The following is a 17,351-nucleotide window of genomic DNA, read 5'->3' as shown; positions in this document are numbered from 1 at the left end:
TGACCTCCTATGCGCGGGGATGGAACTCATCATAAACCTGAGTTAACCGCCCCTTTGAAATATGGGTATAAATCTGTGTCGTTGAAATATCGGAATGGCCCAGCAGCTCCTGAACAATTCGCAGGTCCGCACCATTTTCTAAAATATGCGTGGCAAAGGAATGGCGCAACGTGTGTGGCGACACGTCTTTTTTGATGTCTGCTTCTTTAACCAGCTGCTTGATTAGAAGCCAGATCCCCTGACGACTAATCGGGCGACCATGATCATTTAAGAAAAGAACATCGGATTTTTGTTTTTTTAGCAATTTTGGCCGACTGTCCCGTAAATACGTTTTTAACCAGTCAATGGCCACTTCACCAACCGGAATAATCCGTTCCTTATCGCCCTTTCCGATCGTTTGGAGCAGGGCCAAGTCCAGATGCAAGTCATCCAAGGTCAAGTTAACTAATTCAGAAACCCGCAATCCAGTCGCATACATCAACTCAAGTAAGGCCTTATTACGCAAGCCGAGCGGTTTGGACCAATCAGGCACTTCCAAAAGGCGGTCAACTTCTGCAACAGTTAACACCGCGGGCAAATGCGCCGCTTTCTTTGGCGGTTTAATCGTCTGCATGGGATCGTGGGCGACCACACCTTCTTTTTTCAAGTAGGCAAAACACTTCCGAAGCGTGGTCACCATCCGAGCAATCGAGCTATTCGCCCGTCCCTTTGCCCGAAGTTGATTCAAAAAGGTTAGCACAAGCAAATGATCGACTTGCGACAAGCCCTTTTTTTCTTCTTTTAAAAAAAGAGAAAAGGCCGTCAAATCCTGTTGATAAGCTTTGACCGTGTTTTGCGACAACCCGCGTTCAACTTGAATCACCCGCAAATAATCGGCCATTTCCGAAAGTAACATTAATCAGCCAATCCCTTATCCGTTAAGCGGATGCCATCATCCACCTGTTCGATCAAGCGTTCCTTGTATAAACGACCAAGGGCCCGTTTGAATTGCGATTTGGAGAAGCCAAATTGCCGCTTAATGGCATCTGGATCCGACTTATCGTTAAATGGCAGGAAGTGTTCGTTCTTTCGTTTCAACTGGAGCAACAAGAACTTGGCGTCTTCGTCCATTACCTGGTAGGCCAAAGGCTTCAAAGACAAGTTGACCACCCCGTGCCCATTGACACCAAGCACGCGGGCTTCAACCACTTCACCTAAACGAGGTTCGACCTCACGTTGCGATGGATGAATAAAGCCAAGACAGTAGTTATCGGTCAAGACCAAAGTCCCGACCAATTTGTTCCGGTAAACCGTCGCCTTAATTTTGTCACCCTTTTTGATGCCGGCCCCAAGTCGCGCCTGACGAGCTACCGCTTTTACGATGTCTTGTTGCGCAAGTTGCCCCCAGAGGCGCCCCTTGTTGTCTTCTTTAATGGCCAGAAGCAGTCGATCCCCCTTCTTTGGCCAGAGTTCGTGGATGGTTGGCAGGTCGTCTAATGACACCACCAAATCTTTGTTGGCCAAACCGATGTCGACAAAGACCCCCAAGTCCGAACGACCTTGAACCACCTTTCCCCATGCATACTGATCCTTTTGAATGTCTGGAATGGCCTTTGTAATTTGCAAGCGGTGGTCTTCGTTTTGGTAGGCAAAGCCCGTCACAAAGCCACCGAGCTTCAAAGGCTTTTCCAACTCATCCTTATCAATCTCATAGGTGTGGCCGCCATCGACCTGTGCGTAGAAATACGCCTCGTTTTCGTCGGTTACCTTGGCCTTAATAATCTGACCCAATCGTTCTTCCATGTTGATCTCCAAACTTCCTTTTAAATAAGTCAAAAAAGTGGGTTGCCCCACCTTCTCGTCTGACTTCGTATCGTGCTTTTTAGTTGGCTAACGCCTTCTTCACTGTGTCAGCGACAACCTTACCGTCGGCACGGCCCTTCGTTTTTGCCGATACAATGCCCATGACCTTACCCATATCCTTTGGTGACGTTGCATTCGTCTTTTCGATAGCATCAGCAACCACTTGCTTAATCTCTTCTTCTGAGAGTTGCGCAGGCAAGTACTTTGCTAAGACGTCTAATTCGGCTTGCGTATCAGCTGCCAAATCATCACGGCCGCCATCCTTGAATTCAGCAATCGATTCTTTACGTTGCTTGACTTCACGTGACAAGACAGACAACTCCTCTTCTTCAGTCAGATCATGACCGACATTGATCTGCTCATTCATTACAGCAGACTTAATCTGACGAACAACGCCCAATGTCATCTTGTCCTTGGCCTTCATCGCCGTTTTCATGTCCTCTTGTACTTGTTCTAGTAAGCTCATTAGCCCCACTCCTTTTAGAAAGAATTCATATAAGTATAGTTTACCACGAGGGCACAAAAAAAACGCCAACAATGTTGGCGTTTTGAAAAACGAATTAACGCTTGTTCTTCTTCTTGTTGCGCTTACGTGCAGCTTCAGACTTCAACTTACGTTCAACTGAAGGCTTCACGTAGAATTCGCGCTTCCGGTATTCCTGGAGAGTACCGTCTTTAGAAACACCACGCTTGAAACGGCGCAATGCATCATCCAAAGATTCATTCTTACGAACAATAACCTTTGCCATGTGCGATTCCCCTCCTTTCCGGCATTTTATTTCGTCATAAACGACATGCACTTGAACTTAAATATTATCTCAATACCATGACGCAAAGTCAAGCCATCTACTCCGTTAATTTTGCGCTTTCTTGAATCATGTTTGCCAATTCAGTCTGGCTAACCTCAGTTCGGTTCACATCCACGGTGTTCCAGTGTTTCTTATTCATGTGGTAACCCGGATATACACCATCAAGATCACGCATTTCTTGTCCGTGTTCTGGCTCAAGTTTCAGATCAATCAGCAGATGACCAGCCTTTTCAAAAATCATGGCGATCATCTTTTGATTCGACTGTTGCTTAATTACCGACCAAATCATTTTCTCTGGCGAGTGCTCACCATTAAATGGATGGTCCAAATAACCCTGGCACTGTTTCAAAGTAAAGTCGATCAGTTCATTTCGAGTCCATTGCATGAAAAGACCATCCAATCAGGCAGTCTGGTGTCTTAATCCCTGGTGATGGCTGTGCCCCTTCTTTTCATGGTGTCCTTTTGGCCGAATCATGGCCAGCAAGATAACAACGGCCATGACCAGAACCAACAGACCATACATGCCAATACCTGGATTCGTTCCCTTAAATGGTGAGAAAATACCAAGAAACGAGACAACTGCCGGTGCAAAGGCCGTTCCCACGTTACAGCCGATCAACAAAATCGAATTAGCCAAACCATCCGCTGACTTTGGAATACGGTTATCAATGGTATTAAAGACGTAAGTACCAGCCAGTGGATAAGAAAAGCCGATAATGGCAACAGCTAGCGTCAACGACCAGATATTTGATGCAAAATTCATCATCAACGTACCGACCACCATGCAGGCTAAACCAGCTAACAAAACATACCGACGAAAGGCTTTAAAGGCCGATCCAAAAAGGAACCCCATCGCCATTGAGGCTAAGGTATAGGCTGTAATGATAAAAGCTGCCGTAGTGCCGTCCCCCATGTGGTTTTGGACAACAACCGACGGCGTCAACACATTGACAATCGCCATGCCAATGGTCAACGTGCCACAAAAGATAGCGGACCATACGATCGGCCATGACAACTTTGGCTTTTCCGTATTTTCCTTCTTGGCCTTTTTTGAAAGATGATATTCCGGAACGACTTTCCAAAAGCCGGCCAAGACAACCAAAATAAAGGCATAGGCCAAAAATGAGAACTGCCAGGAAATGTTTAAGAGTACACCAGCCATCAGGTTGATGATACAGATACCGATTGGCTCAAAGGCGGAACGTTCCCCGAGCATTTGCGCTTGGTCGTCACCTTCATAATAGAGATTAATCAGCGTAATGGCCAATGAATTCGTCATTCCAATTCCGATACCGAAAATGATTCGGGCGAAAAGCACTAACCAGAGGTTAGAGAGAATCACGGGCGCAATACCAGCCAAGCCCATTAAGAGCATGCCGATGCCGACCACTTTTTTAATACCGAATTTGGCAGCCAGTTGGCTTGAAAAAAGCAGAATAATGAAAGCCGGAATCTGTTGAATCGTAGCGACCATGTTCACTAAGGTGCTTGGGTAATTCGAGAAAGCGCGCTGCATCGCTGGTAAAGCTGGCGATATCGCGGTTCCAGAAGTAATAATTAAGGAAACGGCTAGAATCCAAAAACGGTGTGAAGACGTCTTCGGGTCCCACTGTTGTCGATCTTTTGACATTGTGGCACTCCTTTCAACTGTGTCTACATCTTTATTGTACCGCTCTTTATTACAAATGGTAAATCTTTCATGACAAGCTTGTCACAATGCCAATAAAAAACCAACCGCACATTGCGCTTGGCCTTAATTGTGTTTTAATGACGGACAGGCGTGTCGATGAAAAAAAGCGATCAGCGGACCATTGAAAAAAAGCGCCAACAAGGTTCCCAATTGGATTCCCACCCAATCGCCTGTTTTTAAATAAGTCAAAACAATCAACAAAACTGCCGGCACGAAGGCAAGCAGTTGGCCTTTAAAGGGGTTGCCAGAAAAGAACTTAAACGCGAGTATATCCGTTAAAGAATCAGTTGGATACATCCACAAATTGGCCCGTTGATAAAAGGAGGTCCCTAAGCACACAAGGACAATGCCAAAAATAACAAACATCACCCGAAAGGCATAAGAGAGGACCGATTCGATCGGCCATTCCTGTTTTAATACGGTCACAAAAAGATGAATCAACTGACTAAAAAAAAGCACAAAAGAAAATTCACCCACTAAGTTGACCCAAGAAAGCGACCGAGACAACAAAGCGTTCACCAAGATGACTAAAAGGCCAAGCCAAAACCAAAGCAGTGCAAATGGCTGCCCAAACAGTTGCGCAAGCCCTAAAGCAGCCGCGGTCCACAAGCCATTTCCCGCACCAGACACAATGGTTAGCGCGTTACCAAAGGCGACCAAAATAAGGCCGAATAAGAAAAAGAAGATGCGGACGCGAATGGTATTTTTCATGAAATGCTTCCTTCTTTCCTGTATCATGACTAGTATATTTGAAAAATCATACAGCACGTTTCACTTTATCTCACAAATGGAAAGGTTTCGCTCACCATGTGGATCTGCAAAAAACTCAACCAACTAACAGCTGAAGAATTCTACTCCATGGAAAAACTGCGTATCGATACCTTTGTCGTCGAGCAAGGCATTCAATACAAAGACTTAGATGAAACGGACAAAGTCGCCTACCATCTTGGCTACCTTGAAAACGATCAATGTCTAGCCTATGCGCGCATCTTTCAGGATAACCATCAGGTTCACTTTGGTCGGGTCGCCTCGTCATCTGCCGTCCGTGGACAGGGTTATGGCCGTCAATTAATGCAACAAATTCTAACCTTTTGCGAAGAATCCTGGCCGAACCTGCCAATCGAAATTGAAGCCCAGCACCAAGTGGTCAGTCTTTATCAGAAATTTGGCTTTCAAACGGTTGGCCAACCCTTCATCTTAGAAGGAATTGTCCACCAAAAGATGATTAAACAATAAAAGAGAAAAGCTCTCGTGCCATTTCGTACGAGAGCTTTTTTATATTGTGGCCTATGGTTCCGGCTCAAAGAAACGACCACCGGTATGTTCAACTTTGGACTCAGAATAAAAGGCTTGTGGGTCCACTTCCTTAATCGCTTCACGCAAGTCACCTAATTCGTGTTGCGTGACCACCGTCAACAAAACGGATTTGTCTTTACCGGTATAACCCCCATGGGCTGAATCAATAATGGTTACCCCACGGCGCATTTTTTGCTGAATGTGTTCACACATCATCTCGGGTTTGTTCGTCACGATCATTTCTTGAATCTGTTGCTGGTGCGTATAAAAAACGTCGATAAAATGAGCCGACACAACAACACCAATAATTGAGTACAAGGCATATTGCCAGCCATAAGTCAGCCCAGCGCCAATCATGATCAACGCATTAAACGCTAAATTGACTGAGCCGACTTTGGTACGGAAGTGTTGCTTTAAAATCATACCGATAATGTCTAAGCCACCCGTTCCAAGACCACAGCGCAGAGCCGTTCCGACAGCCATTCCGTTCAGGCCACCGCCAAAGATGGCACACATCAGCGGATCAGAGGTCAGAACAGTCTTTGTGGCAAAAAGCGGCACGAAAATCGCTGAAAGAACGACAGCCATCGCGGTAAAGATCGCAAACCGCTTGGACAAGGTTAGCCAGGCCAGTAAAAGCAAAGGCAAGTTAGCACAAGCAATTCCCCAGGCAACTGGAAAGCGCCCACCCGTTAGCGTGTCAATCAGCTGGGCGAGCCCATTAAACCCTGACGAATAAATGTGCCCTGGTTGCCAAAAATAGTTCATGGCAATGCCTAAGACAACACCGTAAAAAGCAGCACCAACGAATTGATGATAATAATAGTGATCTAATTTTTTTCCGATTCGAGCAATCATGATCTCTTGCTAAGTTAACTTGGGCCACGTGTGGCCTTTTGTCCCTAGCACATTTTGACCAAATGTCAGCCTGGTCCTTAGCTGGTTCATGGCAAGTCCATGAACTACCCTTATATTTTAACAAGATTGGAAAAAAAGTGGGCACAAAATCGCAAAATGACGTTAAATTGTTTCAATTGTCATGGAGTTGACGATAAAAAAACGCGCTCCGAAGGTCCTGGCGACCATCATCAAGCGCGTCTTATCTTTTTTAATAAGTTAACTTATTCTTTTGATTCTGACTCATCAGCCTCTAACCCTAATTCCGCCAATTGCTTTGCATCAACGGGCGTTGGTGCTTCCGTCATTGGTTCCGTTGCCTTTGAGTTCTTAGGGAAGGCAATCACCTCTCGAATGTTGTCTTGTCCCGCCAAAAGCATGGCCAGACGATCCAATCCAAGAGCGATGCCACCCATTGGTGGGAAGCCGTATTCCATTGCTTCAAGCAAGAAACCAAAGGCCTCTTCTGCTTGCTCGTGCGTAAAGTCCAACGCACGCAGCATCTTTTCTTGGATGTCCATCCGGTGAATACGAATGGAACCAGACCCCAATTCGTAACCGTTCAAGACCAAGTCGTAAGATTGAGCATGGGCCTTGTGTGGGTCTTCGCCTTCATCCAAGTAGTGCAAATCTTCTTCGTTTGGCATCGTGAATGGGTGGTGAGCAGCGATCCAGCGATCGAAGTCTTCTGAATATTCGAACAGTGGCCAGTCAACGATCCAGGCAAAACGCCATGGCGTTGTTTGGTCAATCAAGTTCATTTCCTTGGCCGTCAAACGACGCAAAGCATCAAGTGAAGCAGCCACGATGTCTTGACGACCAGCTCCGAAGAGCAAGAGGTCGCCGACTTTAGCGCCAGCTGCTGCAATCAAGGCAGCCGCTTTGGCCTCATCGAAGAACTTGGCGATTGGACCAGTCAAGCCTTCATCTGAAACCTTCATCCAAGCAAGGCCCTTAGCGCCAAACCGTTCAATGTACTGACCGAGCTTGTCAATGTCCTTACGGGAGTAATGTTCGGCCGCACCAGGAACGGCCAAGGCCTTCACAACCCCACCGTCCTTAACCGCATTGGCAAAGACACCAAAATCAGAATCCTTGACGACTTCAGACAAGTTCTTGATTTCAAATGGAATGCGCAAGTCCGGCTTGTCCGTTCCGAAGCGATCCATGGATTCCTGCCAAGTCAACTTTTCGATGTCTTCCAACTTCAAATCGTAGTTGACAACATCCTTCATGATCTGTTGGACCCAGTGGCCAACCAAACCTTGAATCTCAGAAGCGTTCAAGAAAGACGTTTCCAAATCAAGCTGCGTGAATTCTGGCTGACGGTCACCACGCAAATCCTCGTCACGGAAGCAACGGGCGATTTGGAAGTAGCGGTCAAAACCAGCGCCCATCAAGAGTTGCTTAAAAAGCTGTGGTGACTGTGGCAAAGCGTAGAAGGAACCTGGATAGATACGTGATGGAACCAAGTAATCGCGGGCCCCTTCAGGCGTCGACTTAGCCAAATAAGGCGTTTCGATGTTGATAAAATCGTGTTCTTCCATGAAACGGTAGGCAGAAGACATGATCTTCGAGCGCACCTTCAAATTGCGCTGCATTTGTGGACGACGCAAGTCCAAATAACGGTACTGGAGCTTCAATTCTTCATTAGCATTGACATCGTCTTCGATATCAAAGACTGGCGTCTTGGAGTCAGCCAAAATTTCGGCCTTTTCTACCTTAACTTCAATGCCACCGGACTTGATCTTATCGTTTTGTTGTCCTTCGGCACGGGCCACCACTTCACCTTCAACGGCTAATACGAATTCGTTACGGGCTTTTTGGGCCACATCTAAGGCCTCTTGTTGATCTGACGAGAAGGTCAGTTGCACAATACCTTCGCGATCCCGCAAATCGATGAAAACCAGTTCACCGAAGTTACGCCGCTTCTGCACCCAGCCAGCCAACTTGACCGTTTGGCCAATGTATTTTTCATCTACTAACCCTGCGTAGGTTGTCCGTTCCATTATTCTGCCTCCTCTGCGACTAATTCAGCCATCACATCATCAATTTTGTTATCCAACTGGGTCAAATCCAAATCGGCTTGCTTACCAGAAACCATGTCCTTGACTTTGACCTGCTTGCTCTCCACTTCGGCATCTCCGATGGTGATCACAAAGCGCGCCTTGCGACGGTTAGCCGTCTTGAACTGCGCCTTGACGGAACGATCCGCAAAGTCCAGGTCGACTGAAAAGCCACGGTCACGCAAGTTCGTGGCCAATTCCAAAGTCATGGCAGAGCTAGCTTCCCCAATGTGGGCCAAGTAAAAGTCCAAACCAGAAGTTTCCAAGTTCAGTTGTCCCTGCGCTTCTAAGAGGGCGATCAATCGTTCGACACCGATTCCAAATCCGATCCCGGGTGTTTCAGGACCGCCAAATTCTTCAACCAAGCCAGAGTATCGACCACCACCAGCAATGGTGGCAGCGCCCTTTAATTCTGGGTCCGTCGTCATCACTTCAAAGATCGTGTTGTTATAGTAATCCAAGCCACGAACCATCGAAGAATCGATCGTGTAGTCAATTTTCAAGTCGTCCAAGAATCCTTTGACGGCTTCAAAATGCGCTTTCGAAGCTTCTGACAAATAATCAAAGATCGTTGGCGCCCCTTCGACGATGGCCTGATCCTTCGGATCCTTCGAATCCAAAACGCGCAGTGGGTTCTTTTCCAAACGTGTACGGGAATCTTCTGACAAATCCGCCTCGTGTGGCTTCAGGTAATCAATCAAGGCCTGCCGATAAGCGGCACGGGAATCTTGGTCCCCCAAGGTGTTCAAAGCGACCCGCAAGTCCTTTAAGCCAAGCGAAGACAAGAACTTCACGACCATCGTGATCACTTCGGCATCGAGGCTGGGCGCTGTTGAGCCAAAGGCTTCCACCCCAATTTGGTGAAATTGACGAAAACGGCCCGCTTGAGGGCGTTCATAACGAAACATGGGCCCCATGTAAAAGGCCTTGTATGGCTTTTCTTGTTCGGGTCCGAAGAGTTTGTTTTCCACAAAGGCCCGCACAACACCGGCCGTTCCTTCCGGACGCAAGGCCATGTGGCGGTCACCCTTATCGGTGAAGTCATACATTTCTTTGGTCACGACATCTGACGTATCGCCGGCAGAACGTGAAAACAGGTCAAAGGATTCGAAGATGGGCGTGCGAATTTCACCATAACCATAGCGCGAGAAAATCAAGCGCGCCTGCTGTTCGATTTTTTGCCAGGCCAACACGTTCTGGCCAAAAAGATCAGCCGTTCCTTTGGGTTTTTGAAAAGTTGCTTTTGCCATGTATCTTAATCGACGCCTTTGCGCCGCCTCCATCTTATTCCAATTAACCAAAAAACGCCCTCAAGAGACATTAAAAATATCTCCTAAGGGCGCTTTGTGCGCGGTACCACCTTACTTTCGTGTGCTGAACACACGCTAGGTTCCCATAACGCGGGAAAACGGCTGGGTTAACAGCGCCTTATAGGTGTCTTGAAACAAGCTTTGCCTGGCTTGCAGCAACCGCCAGGTCTCTTCATCAAACGACTTGTTTCTTTCCCTATTCATCGGTTAAACGTTACTTTTATTCTAGCAGTTGTTCACGCCATGTCAAGACTTACAGGAAAAGTTTGGCCAAAGGGTAAAGTGGGTGGCTTTCTTTTGCTTGGTCAGGCTCACTTCAGATTCTTTGATCGTCTTTTCCTTTTTCTTAAAAAGGGCGTTTCAGCTATAATGAATGTATTCTTCTGGTCGGCAAGTCCGACCCGCCAATTAGGAGGCACCCATGCAGCGAATGATTCAAAAGCTGAGCCAAGACTATCTCTTTCTATTCACTACGGCACTGGTCCTTGTTGCTGCTTGCTTTGGCGTCCTCGACTGGGCGGCCATTTCTTGGCCAACGGTCATTTCTCTTCTAAGCCTGCTCGGTATGGTCAGCCTTTACCAATCGCTTGGCCTAATCGATGCGTTAGCCGACTTTTTCATCAAAAAAGCCAAGACAACCCGCTCACTGATACTGGCGATCTTCCTGCTCACTTTCTTCTCGTCCATGTTGGTGACCAACGATGTCGCCATCTTGACCTTTTTACCCCTGACCTTTGCCCTGGTTAAAAAAGTCACCCTGCCGACCATTAAAGTCACGGTCTTCATCACCATCTATGCCAACCTCGGCTCAGCAGTCTCGCCGATAGGCAATCCACAAAACATCTTTTTGCTGGCTCACTACCAACGCACCTTTTTGTCCATGCTGCCCCCCGCTAGCCTGATGCTTTTTCTTGGACTGGTCTCCATGCCTATTTTTTTACTCCTCATGCCAAATGAAAACATCCAGCCGATCAAACAGCAGGCCTGGATCAAGCCAATGCCTAAATTGGAAAAATTCCTTTTAGGCACTGGTACGGTTATCGTCTTAGGCGACTTGATTATTCAAACTAACTTACTTAGTGCCTTGGCTTTGGTGCTGATCTTAATATTCTTTTACGACCGTCGCGTACTGAAGGAAGTTGACTACGGCGTTGTTTTATCGATCATGAATTTCTTCTTATTAGTTAGTGGATGGATAACAATTCCGGCTGTCCATCATCTTTTACAGCATCTTGGTTCACAAAACCTTTCACTCTTCTTAACTGGTCTGTTGACCAGCCAACTGATCTCAAACGTACCGGCTGCCGCTTTACTCGCACCGATGACCGAACATTTCACGGCCTTGTATTTGGCCGTTTCAATCGGTGGGTTCGGTACGCTTATAGCTTCACTAGCTAACCTCTTAGCTTACCGTCAGGTTAAGGCAGCCGCCACTTCTAAGAACCAGTTTTCCTTCATCAAAACTTTCACGATTACTAACTTCCTTTTCCTATTGGTTGGTGCCGGGCTCGCCAGCCTCTTTCTTCTTTTTTAACTCAAAAAAGCGCCGTTCTAAAAAGAACGACGCTTTTTGTTTAATCGATGGTTTTACCAGCGCCCAAAATCTCTTTCACGCGCTTTTGTAAGGCAGGAATAACGTCACGCTCATACCAAGGGTTTCTAGATAACCAAATGTTATTTCTTGGTGATGGGTGAACGATTGGAAAGTATTCTGGCAGGTAATCTTCAAAATTTCGAATCGTATCCGTAATTTTTGCAGAGGAAGGCAAATCTAAGTATTTTTTCTGGGCGTATGAACCCACCAAAATAATCAACTGACGATCCGGCATCTGTTCGAGCAGACGGGGATGCCACTTATCCGCAATTCCCTTTCGAGGAGCTTTATCACCAGATTTGGCCTTTCCCGGATAATAAAAATCCATAGGGACAACACCGATATCCCCTGACCGATAAAACTCATCCTTCGAAATGCCCATCCATTCCCGCAAACGGTCACCCGATGCATCGTTAAACATAATGCCAGTCTCCTGCACTTTTCGTCCAGGCGCTTGGCCAATGATGATGATTTTGGCCGTTTTCGGTGCGGCATAAATCGGATCTAACCCCTGCTTGGTTAACGACTGGTTCATTGGATCAGCTTTAATTTCTTCAAATAACGACATCACAACCTCCTATTGTTGAAGCGCTGGGTCGCTTGCCTCTTTGACAGCTTGGATAGCCTGTTGATTGAAGTAAACGCGCTCGGCGTTATGATATAACACATCTTCTAATTCTGATTCATTAAACAAATCAGATGCCTCCAGATAAGTAGCCAACTGGCCATAGGTATTAAAGGTTGCCGACCAAGGCGAATCGGTTCCCCAAATGAGACGCTTTGCGCCCAGCACCTTTTTGGCCAAAGCCAAAACGGCTTGACACTTTGGATAAGGAAAGTCCGTCTCCCCCACAATGTCTTGAATGGCCGACAAATCGGAATAGATATTCGGGTATGGCGCAAAAAGTCGAAGGGCAGCCACCAAGCGGTTTTGATGGTCATAATCTGGAAAGGACAAGTGGCAGACGACAAAGGTCATCGCAGAATAGTGAGCCGCCAGATTAGCAATTGCCTCTGGCTGGTAAGAGATCTGATCGGCTTTACCGTAATCGACCGTCACGGTAAAGCCCGGATAGTCTGCCAAATAATGAAAGATCTCGCCCACTTTCGGATCGGTATCTAAGCGGAAAGGCTTCTCGGAATGGTAGCCGTGCAAGCCACCACCTTGAGAAATTTCGAACTTAATGGCACGAAAGCCCAAGTCTTCGACATGGCGCTTCACAATCGCCATTGCGTTATCTGCAAATGGATCAACAGAAAACGCCCCAATGAAACGTTCTGGATACTTTTTGATCATTTGATAGCTATAGTAATTCTGGTAGCCATTTAAGGATCCCTGAAGGAGCACTGCCTTCTCCACGTCTGCCTGATCCATCAGCTTCATTGCTGATTCGGCACTGAAGGAATCAGCACCCGAACCATTTGGTATCAACTGAATCACCGTGCCATCATCCCAGATGGCCTGGCCATTACCGAGCGCGTTTAGTCGCCCCTTGCCGTTCAAACCCGCGATATTTCGTACTAAATGTAGGTGTCCGTCAATCTTTTTCATGAGCGTCCTCCTTGAGCTTGCTTCAATTGTAGCCTTACGCCTTTGCCAACACTTGCTCGCTCGCCTGAGCCAACACATGTCCGTCCATCGCCTTCAGCAATTCGTTCAAATAAAAGCCCTTGGACAAGTCCAATTTCTGATCTAAAGCATAGACCGTCAAGGTATAGTTGTGGTCCTTATCCGGCGGCATTGGGCCCGCATAGCCCTGCACGATACTCTCAGCGTGCTCTGGATAGAACTTCGACGAAAAGCTATTGCTTCCCTGGCAAAGGCTCTTATCCAAGCGAGCCGCGTCTTCTGGAACATTCGTGACCGCACCAAAGCCAGTTGCCAACCAGTGAATAAATGGGAAGCCACAAACTGGCACCGCGTCATAGTCGATGAAAACAACCGCCAAATCCTTGGTTCCTTTTGGCAAATCTTCCAGCTCGATTGGTAGCGAGCAGACCGGCACGCCTTCTTTCCGGTATTCTTCGGGCGCGTGCTTGCTGTATTGGTCTGGTAGATAGCCAGTTATTGCTTGGATCTGCATAAATGCCTCTTTTCTTATCTATTTCCTATTCTATCAGCTTAGAATCGTTTTTCAATACGATCAATTTTCAATGCGATCAGTCAGCCAGTAAAAGTGGTATGCTGTTCATAGAACAAAGCCAAGGAGGTTACGATGAAAAATCAACATTCAGAAGAACCCAATGAAGAAGAAACGCCATACAAGAAGCCATGGTTCATTCTCATCGGTATCATCGCAGTTCTGAGTATGGTCGGCTATGCGGCTTTATTAGGATAAATTTTTAAAAGGCACTTCCCCATTTAACTTACAGGGGAAGCGCCTTTTATTTCTTTGCTATATTTTTAAACAAAAATATAATTTAATATTATGAAATTTATCACACATAATAATATTGCATCTAGCGGAATCAACCGGTAGTTTCATCCTAGAGAAATATAGGCCTAATGATGATATTATTATATTGATTATAAATTAGACATATTAACAGAGAATGATTTGGAAATGAAAAAACTATATTACGCTACAGTATTCACTTTTGCTATCGTTTCAGTGGTTCTAGCTGGACTTGATATTGGTGGCTTTATATCCATAACTTCCCCACCCTATTTAATTATCGATAAATTTATACTCATCTTCTTCTGGATAGATTATATTGTGCGGATCACACTAGCCAAAGATAAGTGGCACTTCTTTAAGTCCAATATCTTTGATTTATTAGCCATTATTCCATTTGATAGTATGTTTGCTATGTTCCGTATTGCACGGACTGTACGACTTCTGAAATTACTTAAATTCATCCGAATCATTGGTTTTGCAGGAAGGTTCAAGCATAACGTTACTCGGTTTATTAATACCAATGGTTTTATTTACCTGATGTCCGTTGCTATAGCTTTGGTTCTAATTTCAGCTGGTATCTATTCATTAGCCGAAAACGTCAATTACGGTAATGCATTATGGTGGGCTATCGTTACTTCCACTACTGTTGGTTATGGAGATATCTCCCCAGCTACAGCGGTAGGAAAAGGAGTTGCCATTGTTTTAATGTTTGTTGGTATCGGTTTGATTGGTACGATTACGAGCACGGTTACCACATTCTTTACTCAACAGCAAAATGAAGAATCGGGCAATGAATTAAAGAAACAATTAGATGAAATCAATCAAAAGTTAGATAGATTAGAATCAAAATTAGGAGATAAAAATGAAACACAAGATTAACAGACAACAAAAATGGGTTATTGCCATTTCAGTACTTTTCTATATTTTCGTTATAGGAATGCATATCATCGACATTAATGATCCCGATAGTGTTAACTATAAAGGCGGATATCCCGCAAAGAAAGGAAGTAACTAATGGTTCTCTTTGGATTAATCGTAATTTTCGTCCTTTCTATCTACTTAATGTTCTGGACTACCTACGAAATCTTTAAATGGCTACCAGCTTTATTCCTTCTGTTAATTGTTATGTACACACTTACATTTATGATTGACCATCCAATCATTACGTTGTTAATTTATACCTTCTTTGCGTGGATCGCCTTTGATTACTTCAGTGATGAAAATAAAGCAAAACGTGATAAAGCAGAAGATGAACAAATTCAAAAAGATTTAGACAACATTGGTAAGTAATTAAAAGCACCTCACAAAAGGTGCTTTTTTCATGTCTTTTTGTCTCTCCAAATTAAAAAGACAAACAAAAAAGAGGATAAGTCCAGCATTCTTGCTAGCTTACCCTCTCATATTTTGCATCAAGGAGATAGCGGGATTTGAACCCGCACACCGCCATACGACGGCTCGACGGATTTCGAGTCCGCTGCAGTACCAGATTGTGCCATATCTCCATAAGTCCGCTCTAAAATTCTACCATAGATAAAATCGAGCGGGCAATAGTTAAATTACTTATTCTTACGCTTAGCAGCCTTTTCACGTTCAGAAGTGTTCAAGATTTCCTTACGGATTCGAACGTTTTCTGGCGTTACTTCGACGTATTCGTCATCGTTCAAGAATTCAAGCGATGCTTCCAAAGACATGTCGCGTGGCGTCTTGATCGAAGCCGTTTGGTCCTTGTTAGAAGAACGAACGTTAGACTGTGGCTTGGCCTTCGTGACGTTAACCGAGATGTCGTTGTCACGAGCGTTCATACCAACAACCATACCTTCGTAGACGTCGATACCGGCACCAACGAACATTTGACCACGGTCTTCAACACCCATGATGGCGTAGTTTGTCGTTTGTCCTTGGTTGATTGAAACCAAGGCACCGTTACGACGACCTGGGGCCCAGTTCTTAACCATTGGACGGTATTCAGCATAAGTGTGGTTGTAGATACCGTAACCGTGCGTAGCCGTCATGAATTCCGTTGAGTAACCGATCAAACCACGTGATGGGGCCATGTAAGTCAAACGAGTCTGGCCGTTTCCAACAGACTCCATGTTTTGCATTTCACCCTTACGTTGGTTCAATGAGTCGATAACGGCTGATGAGTATTCATCAGGCGTATCGATTTGTACGGATTCATATGGTTCTGACGTCACACCATCGATGTCACGGTAAATAACCTGTGGACGTGAAGCTTGCAATTCGAAGCCTTCACGACGCATGTTTTCGATCAAGATGGACAAGTGCAATTCACCACGTCCAGAAACTGACCAAACACCTGCAGCATCCGTGTCAGCAACACGCAATGAAACATCGGTGTGCAATTCACGTTGCAAACGGTCTTCGATTTGACGAGCCGTCACGTACTTACCTTCACGACCAGCAAAGGGGCTGTCGTTTTGACGGAAAGTCATCTGCAAAGTAGGTTCATCGATACGAAGCAATGGCAATGCTTCTGGGTGTTCTGGATCAACAACTGTTTCACCAACGTTGATGTCTTCCATACCAGAAACGGCGATCAAATCACCGGCCTTGGCTTCGTTGATTTCAACTTGGTCCAAACCGATAAAGCCGGCCAACTTCGTCACACGGAAGTTTTGCTTTGTGCCGTCCTTCTTCATAACGGTCACGTTGTCACCGACCTTGATCGTTCCACGTTGGACACGACCAATACCGATACGACCAACGAAGTCGTTATAGTCAAGCATGGCAACTTGGAACTGCAATGGTTCGTCTGAGTTGTCAACCGGTGCAGGAATCGTTTCGAAGACCGTCTTGAAGATTGGGTCCATCGTGTGTTCTTGCGTGTCAATTTCAGGGTCCATTGACGTCGTTCCGTTCATGGCTGAGGCAAAGATCACTGGGAAGTCCAAGTCTTCTTCGTCTGCACCCAATTCGATGAACAAGTCAAGCACTTCGTCGACAACTTCTGCCGGACGGGCACCTGGACGGTCCACCTTGTTGACGATAACGATTGGCGTCAAGTGTTGTTCGAAGGCCTTCTTCAAAACAAAACGCGTCTGTGGCATCGTACCTTCAAAGGCATCGACGACCAAGAGAACACCGTCAACCATTCCCATGATACGTTCAACTTCTCCACCGAAGTCGGCGTGGCCTGGGGTATCCAAAATGTTAATCTGCTTGTCGCCAACACGGACAGCCGTGTTCTTAGACAAGATCGTGATACCACGTTCCTTTTCGATGTCGTTCGTGTCCATGGCACGGTCACCCAAAGCTGCTTCCTTACGGGCGTCCATCGTGTCGGACTGCTTCAACATTTCGTTCACCAACGTCGTCTTTCCGTGATCGACGTGGGCGATGATTGCGATATTACGAATATCTTCGCGAAGATTTGCCAATTTCTTGTGCTCCTTTATCTTTGCTACTCACAAGAAAGACTAGGGAATCC

General features: G+C 45.9%; 20 protein-coding genes and 1 tRNA gene. 6 read left to right on the top strand and 15 right to left on the bottom strand.

The features are described 5' to 3' along the window. Positions 1-7 precede the first annotated feature (7 nt). From xerD to G6R27_RS01115, 7 genes are all read right to left on the bottom strand, one after another. A complete protein-coding gene (xerD, locus tag G6R27_RS01145) occupies positions 8-895 on the bottom strand; it encodes a site-specific tyrosine recombinase XerD (protein WP_213819254.1) in 888 nt (295 codons plus the stop codon). Further along, the gene (locus tag G6R27_RS01140; protein ID WP_213819253.1) at positions 895-1,782 is read right to left on the bottom strand and encodes a CvfB family protein; all 888 of its coding nucleotides are present in this window, start codon (positions 1,780-1,782) and stop codon (positions 895-897) included. The genes xerD and G6R27_RS01140 overlap by 1 nt, the downstream gene beginning before the upstream one ends. A 79-nt stretch (positions 1,783-1,861) precedes the next feature. Beyond that, complete coding sequence (locus G6R27_RS01135) at positions 1,862-2,308, bottom strand: GatB/YqeY domain-containing protein (RefSeq protein ID WP_213819252.1); 447 nt, start codon at positions 2,306-2,308, stop codon at positions 1,862-1,864. Positions 2,309-2,402: 94 nt separating this feature from the next. After that, complete coding sequence (gene rpsU, locus G6R27_RS01130; protein WP_010690912.1) at positions 2,403-2,591, bottom strand: 30S ribosomal protein S21; 189 nt, start codon at positions 2,589-2,591, stop codon at positions 2,403-2,405. 97 nt (positions 2,592-2,688) lie between these two features. After that, a complete protein-coding gene (locus tag G6R27_RS01125; protein ID WP_213819251.1) occupies positions 2,689-3,036 on the bottom strand; it encodes an MmcQ/YjbR family DNA-binding protein in 348 nt (115 codons plus the stop codon). A 15-nt stretch (positions 3,037-3,051) separates the two neighbouring features. Continuing rightward, complete coding sequence (locus G6R27_RS01120) at positions 3,052-4,281, bottom strand: MFS transporter (RefSeq protein ID WP_213819250.1); 1,230 nt, start codon at positions 4,279-4,281, stop codon at positions 3,052-3,054. A gap of 123 nt (positions 4,282-4,404) precedes the next feature. Continuing rightward, positions 4,405-5,052 carry a DUF6198 family protein gene (locus G6R27_RS01115; RefSeq protein WP_213819249.1) on the bottom strand — a complete coding sequence of 216 codons (648 nt, stop codon included), beginning with the start codon at positions 5,050-5,052 and terminating at the stop codon, positions 4,405-4,407. A 96-nt stretch (positions 5,053-5,148) separates the two neighbouring features. Between G6R27_RS01115 and G6R27_RS01110 the strand changes: the two genes are divergently transcribed. After that, the gene (locus G6R27_RS01110; RefSeq protein WP_213819248.1) at positions 5,149-5,577 is read left to right on the top strand and encodes a GNAT family N-acetyltransferase; all 429 of its coding nucleotides are present in this window, start codon (positions 5,149-5,151) and stop codon (positions 5,575-5,577) included. A gap of 51 nt (positions 5,578-5,628) precedes the next feature. Here the strand turns inward: G6R27_RS01110 and G6R27_RS01105 are convergent, their stop codons facing one another. The 3 genes from G6R27_RS01105 to hisS all read right to left on the bottom strand — a co-directional run bounded on the left by G6R27_RS01105 (position 5,629) and on the right by hisS (position 9,850). Continuing rightward, the gene (locus G6R27_RS01105; RefSeq protein ID WP_213819247.1) at positions 5,629-6,495 is read right to left on the bottom strand and encodes a YitT family protein; all 867 of its coding nucleotides are present in this window, start codon (positions 6,493-6,495) and stop codon (positions 5,629-5,631) included. A gap of 263 nt (positions 6,496-6,758) precedes the next feature. After that, positions 6,759-8,543, bottom strand: a complete 1,785-nt coding sequence (gene aspS, locus G6R27_RS01100; protein ID WP_213819246.1) for an aspartate--tRNA ligase — start codon at positions 8,541-8,543, stop codon at positions 6,759-6,761. After that, a complete protein-coding gene (gene hisS, locus G6R27_RS01095; RefSeq protein ID WP_213819245.1) occupies positions 8,543-9,850 on the bottom strand; it encodes a histidine--tRNA ligase in 1,308 nt (435 codons plus the stop codon). The genes aspS and hisS overlap by 1 nt, the downstream gene beginning before the upstream one ends. A gap of 481 nt (positions 9,851-10,331) precedes the next feature. Here hisS and G6R27_RS01090 point away from each other — a divergent pair, with 481 nt between their 5' ends. After that, entirely contained in the window at positions 10,332-11,444 is a 1,113-nt protein-coding gene (locus G6R27_RS01090) for an SLC13 family permease (protein WP_213819244.1), read from the top strand. Between the two features lie 40 nt (positions 11,445-11,484). Here the strand turns inward: G6R27_RS01090 and G6R27_RS01085 are convergent, their stop codons facing one another. Genes G6R27_RS01085 through G6R27_RS01075 form a run of 3 tightly spaced genes read right to left on the bottom strand, consistent with a single transcriptional unit; the run spans position 11,485 to position 13,588 of the window. Further along, entirely contained in the window at positions 11,485-12,072 is a 588-nt protein-coding gene (locus G6R27_RS01085; RefSeq protein ID WP_213819243.1) for a uracil-DNA glycosylase family protein, read from the bottom strand. Positions 12,073-12,081: 9 nt separating this feature from the next. Beyond that, positions 12,082-13,056, bottom strand: a complete 975-nt coding sequence (locus G6R27_RS01080; RefSeq protein ID WP_213819242.1) for an amidohydrolase family protein — start codon at positions 13,054-13,056, stop codon at positions 12,082-12,084. A gap of 34 nt (positions 13,057-13,090) precedes the next feature. After that, positions 13,091-13,588 (bottom strand): YbhB/YbcL family Raf kinase inhibitor-like protein, encoded by a 498-nt coding sequence (locus G6R27_RS01075; RefSeq protein WP_213819241.1) that lies wholly within the window; start codon positions 13,586-13,588, stop codon positions 13,091-13,093. A 132-nt stretch (positions 13,589-13,720) separates the two neighbouring features. Between G6R27_RS01075 and G6R27_RS06385 the strand changes: the two genes are divergently transcribed. The 4 genes from G6R27_RS06385 to G6R27_RS01060 all read left to right on the top strand — a co-directional run bounded on the left by G6R27_RS06385 (position 13,721) and on the right by G6R27_RS01060 (position 15,193). Beyond that, on the top strand, positions 13,721-13,843 hold the full coding sequence (locus G6R27_RS06385; RefSeq protein WP_274381118.1) for a hypothetical protein: 123 nt from the start codon (positions 13,721-13,723) through the stop codon (positions 13,841-13,843). A gap of 225 nt (positions 13,844-14,068) precedes the next feature. Beyond that, complete coding sequence (locus tag G6R27_RS01070) at positions 14,069-14,782, top strand: ion transporter (RefSeq protein WP_213819240.1); 714 nt, start codon at positions 14,069-14,071, stop codon at positions 14,780-14,782. After that, positions 14,766-14,918 (top strand): hypothetical protein, encoded by a 153-nt coding sequence (locus G6R27_RS01065; protein ID WP_213819239.1) that lies wholly within the window; start codon positions 14,766-14,768, stop codon positions 14,916-14,918. The genes G6R27_RS01070 and G6R27_RS01065 overlap by 17 nt, the downstream gene beginning before the upstream one ends. 110 nt (positions 14,919-15,028) lie before the next feature. After that, positions 15,029-15,193 (top strand): hypothetical protein, encoded by a 165-nt coding sequence (locus tag G6R27_RS01060; protein WP_213819238.1) that lies wholly within the window; start codon positions 15,029-15,031, stop codon positions 15,191-15,193. A gap of 122 nt (positions 15,194-15,315) precedes the next feature. Here the strand turns inward: G6R27_RS01060 and G6R27_RS01055 are convergent. Both G6R27_RS01055 and typA read right to left on the bottom strand, forming a co-directional pair. Continuing rightward, a tRNA-Ser gene (locus G6R27_RS01055) sits at positions 15,316-15,405 on the bottom strand. Between the two features lie 54 nt (positions 15,406-15,459). Continuing rightward, the gene (gene typA, locus G6R27_RS01050) at positions 15,460-17,301 is read right to left on the bottom strand and encodes a translational GTPase TypA (protein WP_213819237.1); all 1,842 of its coding nucleotides are present in this window, start codon (positions 17,299-17,301) and stop codon (positions 15,460-15,462) included. Between the last annotated feature and the right edge of the window lie 50 nt (positions 17,302-17,351).

It is taken from the genome of Fructobacillus papyriferae (assembly GCF_018437225.1).
In the GTDB taxonomy this organism is placed as follows: Bacteria; Bacillota; Bacilli; order Lactobacillales; family Lactobacillaceae; genus Fructobacillus; species Fructobacillus papyriferae.
Note: the sequence above shows the minus strand (reverse complement) of the source record. Positions and strands in the feature narration are given on the sequence as shown.

What these genes read in the sequence shown, in the direction of transcription:
- xerD (WP_213819254.1), bottom strand. Translation starts at nt 895, where the DNA reads ATGTTACTTTCGGAAATGGCCGATTATTTGCGGGTGATTCAAGTTGAA.
- G6R27_RS01140 (WP_213819253.1), bottom strand. Translation starts at nt 1,782, where the DNA reads ATGGAAGAACGATTGGGTCAGATTATTAAGGCCAAGGTAACCGACGAA.
- G6R27_RS01135 (WP_213819252.1), bottom strand. Translation starts at nt 2,308, where the DNA reads ATGAGCTTACTAGAACAAGTACAAGAGGACATGAAAACGGCGATGAAG.
- rpsU (WP_010690912.1), bottom strand. Translation starts at nt 2,591, where the DNA reads ATGGCAAAGGTTATTGTTCGTAAGAATGAATCTTTGGATGATGCATTG.
- G6R27_RS01125 (WP_213819251.1), bottom strand. Translation starts at nt 3,036, where the DNA reads ATGCAATGGACTCGAAATGAACTGATCGACTTTACTTTGAAACAGTGC.
- G6R27_RS01120 (WP_213819250.1), bottom strand. Translation starts at nt 4,281, where the DNA reads ATGTCAAAAGATCGACAACAGTGGGACCCGAAGACGTCTTCACACCGT.
- G6R27_RS01115 (WP_213819249.1), bottom strand. Translation starts at nt 5,052, where the DNA reads ATGAAAAATACCATTCGCGTCCGCATCTTCTTTTTCTTATTCGGCCTT.
- G6R27_RS01110 (WP_213819248.1), top strand. Translation starts at nt 5,149, where the DNA reads ATGTGGATCTGCAAAAAACTCAACCAACTAACAGCTGAAGAATTCTAC.
- G6R27_RS01105 (WP_213819247.1), bottom strand. Translation starts at nt 6,495, where the DNA reads ATGATTGCTCGAATCGGAAAAAAATTAGATCACTATTATTATCATCAA.
- aspS (WP_213819246.1), bottom strand. Translation starts at nt 8,543, where the DNA reads ATGGAACGGACAACCTACGCAGGGTTAGTAGATGAAAAATACATTGGC.
- hisS (WP_213819245.1), bottom strand. Translation starts at nt 9,850, where the DNA reads ATGGCAAAAGCAACTTTTCAAAAACCCAAAGGAACGGCTGATCTTTTT.
- G6R27_RS01090 (WP_213819244.1), top strand. Translation starts at nt 10,332, where the DNA reads ATGCAGCGAATGATTCAAAAGCTGAGCCAAGACTATCTCTTTCTATTC.
- G6R27_RS01085 (WP_213819243.1), bottom strand. Translation starts at nt 12,072, where the DNA reads ATGTCGTTATTTGAAGAAATTAAAGCTGATCCAATGAACCAGTCGTTA.
- G6R27_RS01080 (WP_213819242.1), bottom strand. Translation starts at nt 13,056, where the DNA reads ATGAAAAAGATTGACGGACACCTACATTTAGTACGAAATATCGCGGGT.
- G6R27_RS01075 (WP_213819241.1), bottom strand. Translation starts at nt 13,588, where the DNA reads ATGCAGATCCAAGCAATAACTGGCTATCTACCAGACCAATACAGCAAG.
- G6R27_RS06385 (WP_274381118.1), top strand. Translation starts at nt 13,721, where the DNA reads ATGAAAAATCAACATTCAGAAGAACCCAATGAAGAAGAAACGCCATAC.
- G6R27_RS01070 (WP_213819240.1), top strand. Translation starts at nt 14,069, where the DNA reads ATGAAAAAACTATATTACGCTACAGTATTCACTTTTGCTATCGTTTCA.
- G6R27_RS01065 (WP_213819239.1), top strand. Translation starts at nt 14,766, where the DNA reads ATGAAACACAAGATTAACAGACAACAAAAATGGGTTATTGCCATTTCA.
- G6R27_RS01060 (WP_213819238.1), top strand. Translation starts at nt 15,029, where the DNA reads ATGTACACACTTACATTTATGATTGACCATCCAATCATTACGTTGTTA.